Source organism: Lysinibacillus sp. EB106-09-02-XG168, assembly GCF_058791475.1.
In genome coordinates, this window is record NZ_JBYTDN010000002.1 from 124,771 (window position 1) to 141,122 (window position 16,352).

The following is a 16,352-nucleotide window of genomic DNA, read 5'->3' on the forward strand; positions in this document are numbered from 1 at the left end:
ATGTTGGAAAAGTTTACATTCGAGATTAGCTCAGTTCTAGTTGATGTTGTGTGGTTGCCATAGTTACTAAAGAGGATGCTTAAGGTTATTCATTAACACAGCAAGTACATAATGGATTTTTTAAAATCTACACTGTAACCGTTTTTGCGTCGTTTACAAACTCGAACTAGGGGGTTGTGTAGTAACGGAACAAAAAAAGCAATATAACTCCATACCTCTTATATTTTATTTCTCTTCAATTTTTAGTAACAGTCCAAAATCTTTCAACTCCCTCTTGTAAGTGAAATGAATATCCTTTCCATGATACTCATAAGTGCATGTCCTACTGGAGTGAGTTCTTTGTTTGATCACCTGTATATTATAAGGGTCATGCCACGACTAAATCCACAACTGAAGCGTAGCGAAATGCGTGAGTAATCTTTAGTAAACATATTCCTCTCTTCTCAAATTCAAGAGTTTCTATACACATTTATATAAGCAAAACTATACATTTTAAAATATTATTATTGTGTATTCTATTGATAATGTTTCTCATTAATTAGGAGGGTCAGTATGAACCGATTTGTTAAAGTAGAAAATGTCCAGTTGATAACTGAGGCTCAATACGAAGTAACAGAAAATCAGAAAGTATTATGGTTGGCACGTCAAATGGACATAGAAGCGGGCATTTATAATGAACCCGTTTCTATACATATAAAAGGAGACTTAGATCATAAAAAATTACAAAAGGCCTTGCAATATATTGTAGAGAAACACGTAGCGTTACAAATGAATATTGTCTCTACGAATGACGGTCTGAAGCAAATAAGGAAAGAACAATTTCATGTAAACATGGATTTTTATGATTGGTCTTCCTATCCTAGCGCCATAAGAGATCAGATGTTGGACAAATCTTTGAAATTAAATCTTCACACAAGATTTGATCTAACCTCAGATGCCTTGTTTCGGTTTCAACTGTATCAGTTGGAACCAAATGAATATCTCCTTCACATGATGTTTCATCATATTATTTATGATGGATGGAGTTTAGGATTATTCTTGCAAGATTTAGAAGAGGCTTATTCATTAGATCTAACTTTTGAAATAGAAAAGAACAATCATAGACTACATATGTATGAAAAACTTTTACATAAACATCAAAATTATATTGGAACAGAGGATTATGTTACTTCAGAAAAATATTGGAGTACAAAATTAGAAGGTACCTTACCGTGGAGTGAATTTCCAACAAGTTGCGCAAAGTCACCTGTACCAACATATCAAGGAGGAGCTTTACAATATGCAATAAAGCCTTCTTTATCTAACCTTATAAAACAATTTTCAAAGGAAAAGCAAGTTAGCTCATACCGAGTATGGCTAAGCATCTATATTGTTTTATTACATCAAATGACAAATCAGACAGACTTGGTAGTTGGAATGCCAATTAACACGAGAAGCAGTGACGAAGAAGCGCGAGAGGTATTTGGCTACTTTGTGAATACAGTCCCACTACGTATAGCATTTTCACCGACCGAGACTTTTACAGAGTTAGTTCAAAAAGTGAATGACTCAGTAAAAGAGGCTATTGCACATAGAGATTATCCATTGAACCATTTGATTCAGCAAGTTAAGAATCGAGAAGAAAATAACCCGTCTTTATATTCAACAGTATTCAACATGGTGAAACTTCCGAATTTCAGAATGGAAGACTTAGAAACGAAAGTCATTACACATCAAAATCGAGTAAGTGTGTTTAATATGGTATGGCGATTAGTTCAAAACCAAAGTGATGCTTTAAATATTGAAATTGATTATAACGCGGGTATATATGATGAAAACGACATACAGAACTTTATAGATAGATTTCAACATTTACTACAGGCATTGATAGAAAACAGTGACATACCTATATCCAATCTAGAGTTGCTTTTACCACAGGATATTGATGTTTATCAAAACACATTGGCTGTGAAAAATGTGCCGCCTATGACATTAGATCAACTCATTGATGAACAAGCGGATATACACCCAGATCGAATTGCTATAACGATGGGTCAACAAAATATCACTTATCAAGAGTTACGGGTTTTGTCGAACCAAGTGGCACAAACTTTATTGCGCCAAGGATTTCAAAAACAAAACCGTGTAAGTATCATCATGAATCGTAGTATAGAAGCCGTTGTTTCAATGATTGGAGTATTAAAGGCAGGAGGTACCTATGTACCTGTGGAGCCAGATTTTCCTGTAGACCGGGTTCGTTTTATATTACAGGATAGTGAGTCAACTCATATTATTACAAGTCATAAGATCAGTCTACAACATATTCAACTAGATCAAAAAGTTATTTTATATGAAGACATGTCTAAACAGTCCATTATTGAGCAAGCGAAACGTACACATGCAACGGAAGATGCCGCCTATATCATTTATACATCTGGTTCTACTGGAAATCCTAAAGGTGTATTAATTCCTCATAAGGGAGTAATTCACTTTATACAATCCTTAAAAGATACGTATCATTTTCAGAAAAATCACGTACATCTGCAATTTGCATCACTTATCTTTGATGCATCCGTCTGGGAAATCTATAGTAGTTTGTTAACTGGTGGGAGGCTTTATATTTTATCGGAAATAGAAAGAAAATCTTTTAACCACTTTATGGAGGCTATTGAGAAGCAACAAGTAAATTTTTGTCTTTTACCTACTGTATTTTTCCATACCTTAACGCAAGCGTCTCTGTATGAATTAGAAAAATTAAAATCACTAAACTATATATTTGTTGGTGGAGAGACATTGCTACCGGAAACAGTAAGAAAATGGCAAGAAAAAGTGGATTTGAAAATTCCGATTGTAAATGCATATGGTCCAACAGAATCGACAGTTTGTGTCGCCACATATCCGATTATCAACAAGGTAAATGAAACACAAATAAATATACCAATTGGGAAACAGTTATCTCATACAGAAATCTATATTTTGAACGAACAGCATCAAATTTGTCCACCGTACGTACCTGGAGAGATTTATATTGGTGGGAATAGCCTTGCGCAGAAATATGTCAATCAACCTGATAAAACAAAAGAATCATTTATAACTGTAAATTTACCAACTTCGTCTAAGGCAAGACTATATAAAAGTGGTGATCAAGGTCGTATTACACAAGATGGACAAGTTGAATTTTTAGGACGTATAGATAAGCAGGTGAAGATTCGTGGATATCGTATCGAGTTAGAAGAAATCGAAGAACAAATGCTCCAACATCCATCTATTCAACATTCATCTGTGATAGTTTATCAGAATAAAAAAGGCGATCAGCAATTGATTGCTTTCTACATATTGCAAAAAGAGGCTATTGTGACTGCTGATGATATTCAAACACACCTTTCAGAAAAGTTACCTTATTTTATGCTACCGAATTACATGCAAGATGTTGAGGAGTTTCCTTTAACACCGAGCGGCAAGATAGATTATAACTCATTACAAAAGCAAGCAGAGTCCGTATTAGAAAACCGTACTCATAGATATATCCCACCCAATACAGATACTGAAATACAATTACAAAATATCTGGGCAGAAGTTTTACGGATGAATTCTGAACAGATAAGTATCGAAGATGATTTTTTCACAATTGGTGGACATTCTTTACTCACAGTCCAAGTCATTAATCGTATTCATGCCAGACTCCGTGTACAGATAAGTTTAAAAGACTTATATGTATATCGAACGATTCATACATGTGCTGATTATATAGACCGATTAAATCCTATAGATATTGAAGACGTAATTCCACAAATTCCTGAACAAACGTATTACCCGTTATCCCATGCACAAAAAAGACTTTGGTTTTTATACAAAAGGTATCCGGAAGATAGAACATATGATATCCCTATCCAGGTACAAATACAGCCCGGTATACAAATCGAAATGTTGAACAAAGCTTTATATGAAGTTGTAAAACGACATGAAATTTTTCGAACGGTTTTCATGGAAAAGCAAGGGGAGCCTGTGCAACACATACGAGAAGAAATAGACGCGATAGCTACACACGTGGATATTACCAAAATTAAAAAGAGTAAACAAGCAGCATATAGGTTGAAATGTATACGGGAGATTGATTCTAAAGAGTTTAATTTAGAACAGGGTCCGTTATTCCGAACGATACTATTCACAGAGAGTGAAGATTGCTCTTGGTTATATTTGAATTTCCATCATATTATTATGGATGAATGGAGTTTACAACGTTTTTTAAAGGAGCTATTGGAGGTATATGATGAAATATTACTAAATAAAATTGTGCATGCTACCAAACCTACTGTTAGATATGTTGATTATGTCGCATGGCAATATGAACATCTTTCGTTAGGAACGTGGGAAATAGAAAAACAATATTGGAGGCAAGAGTTCCAAAACGTTCTACCTCAATTATCACTACCATACGATCGAATGCGTCCTAGTACTCCTTCAAATCATGGTGCGGTGCTTTCTAAGAGAATAGACCAGATAAATTTGGCAGGATTAAAAAAACTTGCACAACAAGAGGAAGTTTCACTATTCATACTGCTATTCACTGCTTACACGCAATTTTTACAGCAGATATGTGGGCAGAATGACCTCATTGTAGGAACACCTGTGACAGGGAGACAACATACAGCATTTGAAGATGTACAAGGTTTCTTTGTCAACACAGTTGCAATTCGAGTAAATACAACAGATGCATCTACAATGAAAGAATTGTGTGAAGTCGTAAAAGAGAAATGTCTTTTGGCTTTCCAACATCAAAACTATCCATTTGATAAGGTAATTGAAGCAGTAAATCCTGAACGAAGAGCACATGATAATCCAATTTTCCAAACTATGTTTAGTTATCAACAGAACTCAGCTCAACAACATAACTTGCATCGATTGGATATACAACCTGTAGAACAAGCAATTAGTAAATTTGACTTATCTCTTACATTTGTGGAGGAAGATGATGGTCTAATTATGGATTTAGAATATAATACTGATTTGTTTGAAAGAACAACGATTTCACGTTTTGCAGAACAACTATTGCAAACTATCCAGATGATACAAACAGATTTTACTACATCTCTTTGTCAATTAAATATATTGAGTGATACAGATAAAACTATGTATCAAAAATTGAATGATACGTATATGGCGATACCACAACATTCATCAATACAGGAACGTTTTTATCAGCAAGTGTATAAAAGACCCGATGCGATCGCAATTTCTACGGAAGATAGGTTATATACTTATGAAGAGGTGAATCATTATTCTAATCAAATTGCTCATTATTTGATTGAAAAAGGAATTCAGCTCAATGATGTAGTTGCCATTTTCTTAGACCGAAGTTTAGAAAGTATTGTATGTATGTTGGGGGTTCTCAAAGCTGGCGGTACCTATGTGCCTATTGATATTAAGTATCCGACAGAACGTGTATCGTATATTATTAAAGACGCTAATGCAAAATTGATTCTAACGAAAAACTCTCTAAAAAAAGAATCGCTATCTCATTATGAACACATTGCTGTAATAGAAGATATGTTAGCATCGTCTGCGATTCAAGACATCTTAAACAAAAATACAGCGGAAGACACAGCCTATATGATTTACACATCTGGATCGACGGGAAATCCGAAAGGTACATTACTCCGACATGCTGGCGTACTCAATTTAGTGGAATGGCGTTCAAAAACATTCAATATAACGGAGCAAGATGTGTTATCTCAATTTTACTCTCACAGTTTTGATTCGTCTGTTTCGGAAATTTTTTCAGCTTTATTAACTGGAGCGAGACTTCATTTGTTAAATGAGGAACAACGTTACTCTTCACAGGCATATTTCGATGCAGTTTCTACTTATAACATTACGATTTCAGACGTGGCAACAGCCTTTTTTAAACAATTAGCAAATGGAGTTTCTTCAAAACAGCTCATTCCATTAAAAAGTTTACGTGTGCTAATTATGGGAGGAGAAGCTGCATCTGCAGAGGCTATTCGAATATGGCAATCTGAAATGAGTGATACTGTACAGATTGTCAATGAATATGGACCTACGGAAACAACAGTTAGTTCGTTGTATCACTCTGTTTCTACAAAAGTGGATAGTACAGTTACCCAGATTCCTATTGGGAAGCCTATTGCTAATACAAAAGTCTATATCTTAAACGAAAACATGCAGCTGTGTCCAATAGGTGTAATAGGAGAACTGTACATTGAGAGTGTAGCAACAGCAATCGGGTATGTAAATCAGCCAGATAAAACCAAACAATCATTTTTATCTAACCCGTTTTCTAAAGAAAATCATTCTATTTTATATCGGACAGGAGATCTAGTACGCCTAGAATCAAATGGAAGTGTAGAATATATGGGTAGACGTGATAGACAAGTGAAAATAAGAGGATATCGTATTGAACTAGGAGAAATTGAAGATGTACTTGTGCAAGAGCCTCGCATTCAACAAGCGGTGGTTCTACCTGATGCAGAAGGAAAAGAATTACACGCATATTTCACTGTTCATAACCAAACAGAAATAAGTATTGAAGAAACCTATAAGCATGTTTCCGCTACTTTACCGGAATATATGGTACCAAAAGGATATGTTTGTGTACACGAGATTCCTGTCACACAAAATGGCAAAATAGATGTTCAAAAACTACTAGGACAGAATCAAATACAGTACCGGAAAAATAAAAATCATCAACCACCTGTTACAGAAACACAAAAGGTACTAGCTAAAGTTTGGGCAGAAGTATTAAACATAAAGGACTTAAACATAAAAGATGATTTTTTTGCTCTTGGGGGGCACTCATTAAAAATTATGCCTACATTGGTGAAACTAAAACCATACTTCCCTAACTTGCGTATACAGGATTTCTTTCACTATCGTACAATAGAAAAGCTGGCGCAAAAAATAGATACAGCGCTTCAACAAGAAAACAGTATAGTAGCAACGGTGGGAGAGTATAAAAAAGAAAATAATATTCATATAGATAAGCAAGAAAACAATACGAAATGGGATACATTAATACATGCTTCACAACAGAAACCTCGTTGTATACTATTAACAGGCGGAACAGGGTTTCTTGGTTCCCATATCTTAGAGCAGTTATTATTACTGCCTGAAACAGTGATTTATTGCCTAGTTCGGAATCAAAAACAAACTTCAATGGAAAACAAAGTACGAGAAAAAATGCAGTTTTACTTTGGCGAGGCTATATTAGAAAAAATGAAGCATCGCGTTCATATTATTGAAGGAGATTTGAGCAAAGAACATCTAGGCCTTACACCAAATATAAAAAAACAATTGATTCAAGAAATAGATACGATCATACATTGTGGAGGAGATGTGCGTCATTATGGAGACAGAGAACATTTTATCCAAGTCAATGTGGAATCTACTAAATACTTATTAGACATGAGTAAAGAAGCACGTGCACGTTTTCATTATATTTCAACAATTAGCATTTCTGGACATACCCCTCATGATGCTAAAGAATTTTTGTTCTCTGAACAAGACTTTGACAGAGGACAGCAGTTAGAAAATGTATATGTGGAAAGTAAATTTTTAGCAGAAAAATTAGTGAGAGAAGCAATAAAAGAAGGCGTCCCAGCAACAGTGTATCGTGTAGGAAACCTAGTAGGGCAAACACTTGATGGGAGGTTCCAAGAGAATATAGAAGGTAATGCTTTTTATCGTTTGATAAAAGCTATCTTATTACTACAAATTGCACCGAACATTCATACGTATATTGATCTAGTACCTATCGATTTTGGTAGTAAAGCTATTGTACAATTGGTATGTACAAAGGAAACAGAAGGGGAAACTTTCCACATTTGTAATCCTGTTCAACTGGAATGGGAACCGTTTGTTGAATATTTGAAACAGAGCGGTCATCCTATTAAAATTGTAAATACTGAACAGTTTATGAACTTATTTAAAGACGATTCATTGTCTGATAAACAAAAATATGCTTTGGAATTAATAGTGCCTTTACTAGAAGAAACAGCTGAAAATTCTTTATCAATCCCAACATGTCAAGATACTCAACGTTTTTTACAAGAAGTTGGTGTGGTATGCGAATTACCTAATGAAAAGTTTGTATCTAATTTGATAGATTACGGATCTCGATTAGGTTTTTTCCCCGCTAGCAGAGAATATACTACGGTTTAAATGAGAATTAAAATGTGGTATACACATGATAAACTGAATGATTATTCGCCGTGGAAAAAGAGAAGCCTTAATCTGAAGAAGCATTTTAAAGAGCAAACGAAAGTTTGCTCTTTTTTTTAGTAAAGTAGCAGTGTATTTCACTCTGCTACAATTGTTTATTTAATAGAAATTTTTCGATGAATCCATTCGAGTAGTCACTTCTTTTGTTTTCTATTGAAAGATCCTTTAGCCTTGTGAATTACTCTATGGTGGCTCGGACAAACAATCATGATGTTTGGGGGAGAATTGTTTTTAGTTAACGAGAACTCTTCAATTTGATATCCCTAGAAGGGGTGGAATCAATAGAAGTGTTGATATTTCGTGTAGCAACTAACAGAATGAAGATAGTAGTCGATGAATATCACTTTCACCGAGAACGAAAATAATTGATTAATAGAAGTATAAAAATCTGAATGAGCGTTTATATTGTAATTAAGAATTTCGATTGATTCACGCTAATTTCGAATATCTAAAGGAGTGAAATAGTATGAGCCACGACCAATATCATGAAGAACATGATAATATCTTACATTACTGCTTCACATACAGCTTAGAGGTCAAATACTACTACATGATGGTGAAAGAATTGAAAAAGGGACGTAGAATTCAGGCCATTCAGCTAGGGGATAGACAATTATTGATATGTTCATATAAGCTGCCAAACTCAATTGATTTATGTGTACAGATTCCAATTGTACCATTTGTTAAACCAATGTCTCTAAAACCGTCCGGAACAAGCGAATAGGCGTTTTAAAAGCTTAGTACTTATAAAAAAACTCTAAAAACGACGAAAGAGCCTAATTATAGGCTCTTTTTTACGACCATTGGAAACGACCTTACAGATTGATACAATTAAAACTTAATAATTTAAGAAATCTAATTTAAAGTAGCGGAGGACTTCATAATGCTACAAATGTTTATTAAACATTAATTTTTCAATGAACCCATTTGAGTAAGCTACTTCTTTTGTCTTATTGTTGAAAAATCCTTTAGCCTTGTGAATTATTCTATGATGGGTCGGACAAACAATCATGATGTTTTGAGGTGAGTTGTTTTGAGTTAACGAGAACTCTTCGATATGGTGTCCCTCGACAACTGATACTCCATAATGTTCCCTACTGCCTTCACCACAAATTTGGCACTTATTATCGTACTTGTTCTTCAATTCATCAATGATTTTTTTATTGTACTTCCTTACTTTTTTTATGCCTTCTTTAACTTCGAGAGATGCAGAGTCATCTAAACTATTAATATAAGAGGAAAATTGTTCATCAGTCATTTCGACAATAGAATTTTCTAGTTCTCTTTCACCCTTGTTAGAAATCTCGCTTTTAAATTGTTCCTTAGTCCTTTTAAGCTTGTTATTAGAGAGAAACTCAATTGCATTTTCTACAGTTCCAAACTCGACTAAAATTTTATTTAACGTATCAGCATTTATATTACTAAATCCTTGTGGGGTAAAGTTCTCCTTATAGCCAAAAAATTTGGAGAAGTCCACTTTATCAATTTCTATTTCTTTTAGATTCTTAATGAAGTATACATATTCCCACGTCTCGCCATCTTTTCTTTCACCCCATACTTCAGTTCCTAATTGACGGTTATGAGTCTTACCAAATACTTGACCTATGTAATAGAACTTACCTCGGGAGTATCCAAGTATAAAATCATTTGGCTTTAGATTATTCCATCTAGCAATATTGCTTTTTCCTGGAGTGGATCCCCACATATAGACATCATCAAATGAATTATTTTTTTTAAGTACCTCTAGAGTTTCATTGTCTAGTAGATGATGGAGCTTTTTGATAGGTTATGTATTTTTAATAGTATCTTCTAAGTGTATTTGTGCGTCTTTGTCACTAGCAGTAAAATAGTAAAGCAACTTTATTGCCCTTCTCACTAAATTGTAAGTAGTTATATAATTCGGTTTCTAAGAAAATAAAAGTTACAGCGTTTCCTGTGAGTAGGACTCTTTTATCTACGCCATATATTTTACACTAGTTTTCCTGGTGAAGGATAAGAAAATATACAAGATATTGAGGAATAACGGTATTTGAAATAAAATGTTGAGATATAAAAGAAAGTATTTTATAAAAAGATCATTCGTACTTTTGTCACTTATGCAGTGGTATAATAGGTGATAAAAACTATCTATAAAGTTTTTTTGCGGCAAAGAGAGGAGGATGACATTGGACGCATTACCATCAAAAAACAAGGTGTTATTAAAAATATATATAAAATCATTTTCAATCTTAATGTTATTTGTAAGCAGTGCTGTAGCAACTTATTTTCTAAAACAATCAAATAATATAACAGCCTATTATATAGTTTTTGTTTTGGGGATAATTTGTCTTCATAAACTAACAAATCGTGCTATGCTACGTCTTATTCGTTTTAACCAAGTCAAGGCAGCAATTTTAAAGGAAGAAGTAACATATCAAGAATTAACAGCCAAGGAATGCTTACTAAACTCGATCTTTTTAGCTCCAGTGACAATTATAATATCTATAATAATTTATAGCTCTAACAATATAGTCATGCAGATATTAATGTTTGTTCTAATTCTAACATTCCTAATTATAGGGGAAACAGCAAAGTATCGTTTTACTTTATATAAAAATTGGTATGATCAAAATTTAATATAGTAAGGAGGTTAGGCGATGTTTTATATTGATATCCCAGAAAACGTAGTTGACGAAAAATATAAATCTATGCCATTCCAATCAAATACAATTGAAGACGTAGAGGAAATAAGTGAAAAGTTTTACTACGAATTAGGTCATGGAGATCTGAGTAATGAATATGCAATAAAATCATATTTTTTCTCAATTATTGATAGTATTGAAGAAATGCAAGTATCTTTAGTATATGGTTCTATATATAGTGATATATTCATAAATAATTTTTATGATAATCCATACCATCCTGATAATCAAACTTATTATGATAAGAAAACTAATTTCTTTGTACATAGTGCTTTAAACCATTTTTTCACGATTTATGACAAGATAGGCCATATAGTAAATTTGAAAGTGAAAATTCAATTAAGAGAAGAAGATGTTTCTTTTGAGAGTTGCCTTAAAATTTTAAAAGTAAAGGAACTAAATACAGTAGAAGATGCTATATTTAAACTTATGAATCAGATAAAAAATGATTTAGTTGTTGTAAAGAAACATAGAAATAAGAATGTCCATAGATTAAATCCTGTTTATACAAGGCGAAAAATAACTTCTTCTCCTGGTCAGATTCAACGCCAAGATGGGACAACAAAAGATATATCATTTGTAATGAGTGAGTTAATTGTTCCTCATAACGCTCCTGCAGGTGTTGTTGATCTTTATCATAAAACTATTGAAGATTGTGTAAATGTCTACCCTAAATTGATAGAGCATATCAATAGTTTGATACACTTAGTTTTTGAGGATAAATAATTTTGCTTAAAAAAGTTTTACATAAATTTCTGAAGCACCGAATAGGCGTATTGGATACGTTTATTCGGTGTTTTTCGTTTGATTTTACAAGCTGTATGGCACTATAAGGAGAGTGTAGAAAAGTTATGGCGCCAGTTAAATCAGTACCATTTCGTATCGTAACAAAACCACGCACAGTACAAGTCGGTGGAAGAGTTGAGTATGAGGAAAACACAGCTCTTATTACATCTATCAAAAAATTGAGTTTTTACTAGCGATTTTGTGGCAGTTATAGGTAAGTATAGGGAGGTTAAAGTATGATGACAAAAAGCAGTATAAGCGAGCCAGTGACAGTTGCTATATATCTATAGCCTTTTAAAAAGAAAATCTAGTTATAAAGATACTGTTTTATCAAATTAATTTTAACGAAGCGTCCTTACTAGATTGCTATATATTGAAGAAGTGGAAAGGAGTATATGTAAAAATGTAGTGAAATATTTTTTAGAAAACGCGTTAAACCGTTGAATTATCAACATTTATAGAGGGAGGTTGATTTTTCCGTCAATAAGAATTGACTTTCATTATAGTTGTAACTATAATGGTTACATCAGGCTGTAACAGTTATTATTACAGGTAAAAATACTGTATATTTATTCAAACACGGTTGTTTTTCACTCTGAATGTCCAGCTGCAGAACTAGAAATAGGGCATCGAAATATTAAGTAAAGATGAAATTTTTTGGAGTTTCTTCTTTTGAAGCTATAGAGGTTGAAGCGGATAATAAGGTGACTGAAAAAGCAATATAGATTAAAGAAGATGCAATATTTATAAGTAACAGCGAGATTGGTTAGTAAAAAAAAAATAAAGGTAGGCGTTTTTAATGAAGACAAAACAAGACACCCTAATATATGTATGGGATGCATATTGTGGATGGTGCTATGGATTTTCAGAAAGTTTAAGAGGTTTTTACAAAAATCACTCTGAAATGCCGTTAACTGTTTTATCCGGAGGATTATTTATGAATAATCTACCAATAAAAAAATTCTCATATATATCAGAAGGTAATAAAAGAATTAATCAACTTACTGGTGCAGAATTTGGGCCTTCATATCAGGCTTTGTTGTCAGAAGGTACTTTTACTATGAATTCAAAAGACGCTGCAATTGGCTTTTCAGCTTTACGTTCATTAGCACCGAACCGTTTGTTAGAGTTTACTTCAGCTATGCAAAAAGCGTTTTATTATGATGGTAAAAGTCTGAGCGATCCTGAAACATATCGTAAGATAGCTATTGATCATCATTTGGATCCTGAACAAGTACTAGAGCGACTAAAATCTCAAGAAACTATAATAGATGTTCAAAATGATTTCAATAAGGTTCAACAACTTGGTGTAAATAGTTATCCTTCTTTACTTCTACACAAGGATAATCAATTAATTCCTATTGGCGGCGGAGTAATGACATCGGATAAAATTGAAGCGCGTTTAAAAGATTTGTATTAAAGATGGTTCAATTTTAACGATTTTCCCGAAAGAATTCTCCTTCCTCAAGCTTGTGCAGAGCGATAGCCCAACGGTAGGTGGGAGATGAATTTCGGTTTGGCGTAGCCAAAAAGCACTAAGGTGTATTAGATTTAAGTGCTAAAGTTGTAACGAAAGACCTTGGGGGTAATGTTATGGATAAATATCAAAAATTATTACATGAAACATATGTATTAACAGGTGAAGGAAAATTGGATGCCTTCAAAACGTATTTAAGCGATAATGTATCTTGGACAGAAGCTGCTGGATTTCCTTATGCGGGTACTTATGTAGGTCCAAATGAAGTAGTGAAAAACGTACATGAACGCCTTGGAACCGAATGGGATGGCTATTCTGCTAAAGATGAAATCTATGCGTTTAATAATCACACTGTTATCGTCTACGGAAAATATAGTGGGACGTATAAAGCAACAGGAAAATCATTTATAGCAGACTTTTGCCATCTATATGAATTTGATGAAAATGATAAGGTTAAAAAGTTTATTCAAATCGTGGACAGCGCAACTGTCAATAATGCATTAAGGTCAAACTAATTGTTTGTAACTTAACTAGGGGTAGAGTCACATGACTATCAAGCTAAGATTTACTATAATTTTTATTTTTCCAAATTGATTGGTAGTAAACAAGGAAGGCTGGAAAATTCGTCCTGCACCTGCGAAATGGGAGTACCTTTTTGTTTTTTAGAGATCAACAGGATTGTTTATTAATGAAATATCGTGGACAAAAGCCAAACCATTGATACATCTGGTTTTGGCTTTTTCACCATTCCCGAAAATTTACTTTCTTCCACTGAAAGGATTTGTTTTGTAATCCATTATTACCGAAAAAAGATTGTAAAATATTAATCGGTGATTTATATTGGAGATTATGATTTTTTTCAAAATCTCAAAATCATAATCAAAATTCAATTTAAATAAAAGTTTTAAGAGGGAAGTGAATAATCAAGATGTATCTTTATCCCCTATTAGTAGTTATTGCAGCTAGTAGTTTTGGTGTCGTTTCAACTATCATAAAACTGGCAATGCGTAGTGGTTTTTCTGTCTCTGAGGCAGTTACAAGTCAGTTTTTTATCGGCTTTTGTATAGCAGTATGTATATTCTTAGTTACAAACAGATCAAAATTAAGCTTTAACGGCGTTAAAATCCTTATATTTGCAGGTATTTTAACAGGGTTAACTAATATTTTATATGGTCATTCTTTGAACTTTTTGCCTGCCTCTTTGGCAGTTGTACTACTGTTTCAATTTACATGGATCGGTATGTTGATTTCTTGTATCACAAAACGGAAATTTCCAAGCAGAATTGAATCTATATCTTTAATCATATTGGTAGCTGGAACCATACCAGCTGCAGGTATAATTGATGTTGATTTATCTCAAATACCTTTTCAGGGGTGGTTATGGGGGTTAGCTGCTGCTCTTTGTTATTCTTTATTTTTATACGTGAACGGAAAGGCAACTGCAAGTATGACAACCTCTAACCGTTTAGTATTGGTTTCTTTCTTTGCTTTCATGATTACGGCGGCTTTTCAGTCCCCAGAAATTATTTGGAATGGTACTTTGTTTAACGAAGGACTTTGGATTTATGGATTGGCATTAGGGTTATTTGGCATGATTATACCGGTTTTCTTATTCACTGTTGCAGTTCCTAAAGTTGGATTAGGTATGTCATCAATATTAAGTGCTGTTGAATTGCCAATCGCGGTGATGGTATCAGTTATCTTATTAAGCGAAACGGTTACAACTTTGCAAATAGCAGGTATCGTAACCATCATTATCGGTATAAGTTTACCAACAATACTAGATAAAGATAGATTGTTAAGAAACGTCAAAACAAAATACAAAAAATCAAGCAAAGAAGTAGCTAAGGGATCTTCGATTTGAAGACCCTTTTTCCATACCAATCGAGCAATGCGATAAAAAATATAGCTGCTTATTTAGTTTAATATTTATAAAGATTATAAAAAATTATTTCGGTGATCCTCAAGACCGCTCAAGAGCCTTTTTAATACGTTCTAAGATTGGTCCTTAGGAAAACACATTAAGCATTCTAATACAACAATTTTAGTATCAGAAACAATATCTTGAATTAGATGATGAATTTCTAAAAATATAAACAAGCAGATCTTCGCATTTGGAAAATTGGCTTGTTTGCATTCTAATATTAAGTTGTTTTATAATTCTGACTATTCTAAATGCTCTCTTTATACTTTAAAGAAAGAAGCTCTAGAGAATAGTTGATAATTGTATCTGTATTTATTAACTCATTAAGGGTTTTTTCAATTAAAATAATATGTTGATTAATTAAATTAATGTCTTCAATATATTTTGAATCTATCTTAACGTCTTTTATTGTCTTGAACACCACTTTTTGTTCATTAAACAAATAAACTAGTTCAAATTTCGAATTAAGTATTAAAGTTGTTATTTCAGGGAAAATTACTCTATCTTTTAAAATATCAATTATGGATTCTATCGATTTAACTCCTTCTATATTATCTAAAGCAGAAAAAATATCACGTAATTGCTCTTCAAAATCGACTTTCATTTAAATCCTCCATTTTTAAAAAATCTTTTCTGATAATAACAGTTTTTCAGATAAGTTTAAATAGTTTTTATTAAAATTTGACAAATAAGTGTGGCGGTGAGTGTTCTAAAAGTGAATATGTAATTTTTAGAGGAATGTAACAGAAGGAACAAATACCGACCTTTGTTCCAAATTACTAACTAAGAATCAAAATAGGAAATGAGTAATAAAACAGTAGCTAAAAATTAGAAATTAATCATTCAATGGTAAGACGTTGATGCTAATCGGTATTCTTATGACATTTTATGCCGTTACTTCTTTTATATTTGTTCTACTTCGATTTTAATCACTTCTTTAAAATAGAGACCTAAATAGCTTGTCAGTCTACTTTCTTTAATTTCCTTACTTCTTCATACATATATCTCCACATTTTGACCGCCTCCTGAAACTGCATTGTATTTAATCATAATCGGCATTTTCAACTGAGCAACAATCTATAAGAAAACAGCCTTTAATTAAGACTGTTTTCTTCTGTTCCTTCACTTTATTTTCCCCCGTATACGTTTCCTTGTTTTTCCCACGTCACAGAGAAAGGTTTGAATAGTTCTTCTTCCCACAAAAATCAACTTATTTATTTGAGGAATTACAATTATTACCCTGCAAAATAATCCAAATTTATAGTGA

The 16,352-nt window shown here is 33.1% G+C and carries 9 protein-coding genes; 7 read left to right on the forward strand and 2 right to left on the reverse strand.

The genetic code is table 11. The annotated features are described in order from the left end of the window. The first annotated feature begins 552 nt into the window (after positions 1-552). Positions 553-8,157, forward strand: a complete 7,605-nt coding sequence (locus AC3WSO_RS00625) for a non-ribosomal peptide synthetase (RefSeq protein WP_492527868.1) — start codon at positions 553-555, stop codon at positions 8,155-8,157. 526 nt (positions 8,158-8,683) lie between these two features. Next, entirely contained in the window at positions 8,684-8,941 is a 258-nt protein-coding gene (locus AC3WSO_RS00630; RefSeq protein ID WP_492527870.1) for a hypothetical protein, read from the forward strand. A gap of 162 nt (positions 8,942-9,103) precedes the next feature. Here the strand turns inward: AC3WSO_RS00630 and AC3WSO_RS00635 are convergent, their stop codons facing one another. Then, positions 9,104-9,922: a hypothetical protein gene (locus tag AC3WSO_RS00635; RefSeq protein ID WP_492527872.1), complete on the reverse strand. Its 819-nt coding sequence runs from the start codon at positions 9,920-9,922 to the stop codon at positions 9,104-9,106. Between the two features lie 460 nt (positions 9,923-10,382). On the opposite strand from AC3WSO_RS00635, the gene AC3WSO_RS00640 reads away from it, so the two are divergent. From AC3WSO_RS00640 to AC3WSO_RS00660, 5 genes are all read left to right on the forward strand, one after another. Next, the gene (locus tag AC3WSO_RS00640; protein ID WP_492527874.1) at positions 10,383-10,838 is read left to right on the forward strand and encodes a hypothetical protein; all 456 of its coding nucleotides are present in this window, start codon (positions 10,383-10,385) and stop codon (positions 10,836-10,838) included. A gap of 15 nt (positions 10,839-10,853) precedes the next feature. Beyond that, on the forward strand, positions 10,854-11,624 hold the full coding sequence (locus AC3WSO_RS00645) for a Cthe_2314 family HEPN domain-containing protein (protein WP_492527876.1): 771 nt from the start codon (positions 10,854-10,856) through the stop codon (positions 11,622-11,624). A gap of 859 nt (positions 11,625-12,483) precedes the next feature. After that, positions 12,484-13,104 carry a DsbA family protein gene (locus AC3WSO_RS00650; protein WP_492527878.1) on the forward strand — a complete coding sequence of 207 codons (621 nt, stop codon included), beginning with the start codon at positions 12,484-12,486 and terminating at the stop codon, positions 13,102-13,104. A gap of 173 nt (positions 13,105-13,277) precedes the next feature. Further along, complete coding sequence (locus AC3WSO_RS00655) at positions 13,278-13,676, forward strand: nuclear transport factor 2 family protein (protein WP_492527880.1); 399 nt, start codon at positions 13,278-13,280, stop codon at positions 13,674-13,676. Between the two features lie 413 nt (positions 13,677-14,089). Next, positions 14,090-15,025 (forward strand): EamA family transporter, encoded by a 936-nt coding sequence (locus tag AC3WSO_RS00660; protein ID WP_492527882.1) that lies wholly within the window; start codon positions 14,090-14,092, stop codon positions 15,023-15,025. 307 nt (positions 15,026-15,332) lie between these two features. Here AC3WSO_RS00660 and AC3WSO_RS00665 read toward each other — a convergent pair whose 3' ends face one another. Beyond that, complete coding sequence (locus AC3WSO_RS00665; protein WP_492527884.1) at positions 15,333-15,689, reverse strand: hypothetical protein; 357 nt, start codon at positions 15,687-15,689, stop codon at positions 15,333-15,335. Positions 15,690-16,352: the final 663 nt, after the last annotated feature.

Excerpts from the sequence above, each read along its gene's own strand:
- AC3WSO_RS00625 (WP_492527868.1), top strand. The coding sequence starts at position 553 with ATGAACCGATTTGTTAAAGTAGAAAATGTCCAGTTGATAACTGAGGCT.
- AC3WSO_RS00630 (WP_492527870.1), top strand. The coding sequence starts at position 8,684 with ATGAGCCACGACCAATATCATGAAGAACATGATAATATCTTACATTAC.
- AC3WSO_RS00635 (WP_492527872.1), bottom strand. The coding sequence starts at position 9,922 with ATGTGGGGATCCACTCCAGGAAAAAGCAATATTGCTAGATGGAATAAT.
- AC3WSO_RS00645 (WP_492527876.1), top strand. The coding sequence starts at position 10,854 with ATGTTTTATATTGATATCCCAGAAAACGTAGTTGACGAAAAATATAAA.
- AC3WSO_RS00650 (WP_492527878.1), top strand. The coding sequence starts at position 12,484 with ATGAAGACAAAACAAGACACCCTAATATATGTATGGGATGCATATTGT.
- AC3WSO_RS00655 (WP_492527880.1), top strand. The coding sequence starts at position 13,278 with ATGGATAAATATCAAAAATTATTACATGAAACATATGTATTAACAGGT.
- AC3WSO_RS00660 (WP_492527882.1), top strand. The coding sequence starts at position 14,090 with ATGTATCTTTATCCCCTATTAGTAGTTATTGCAGCTAGTAGTTTTGGT.
- AC3WSO_RS00665 (WP_492527884.1), bottom strand. The coding sequence starts at position 15,689 with ATGAAAGTCGATTTTGAAGAGCAATTACGTGATATTTTTTCTGCTTTA.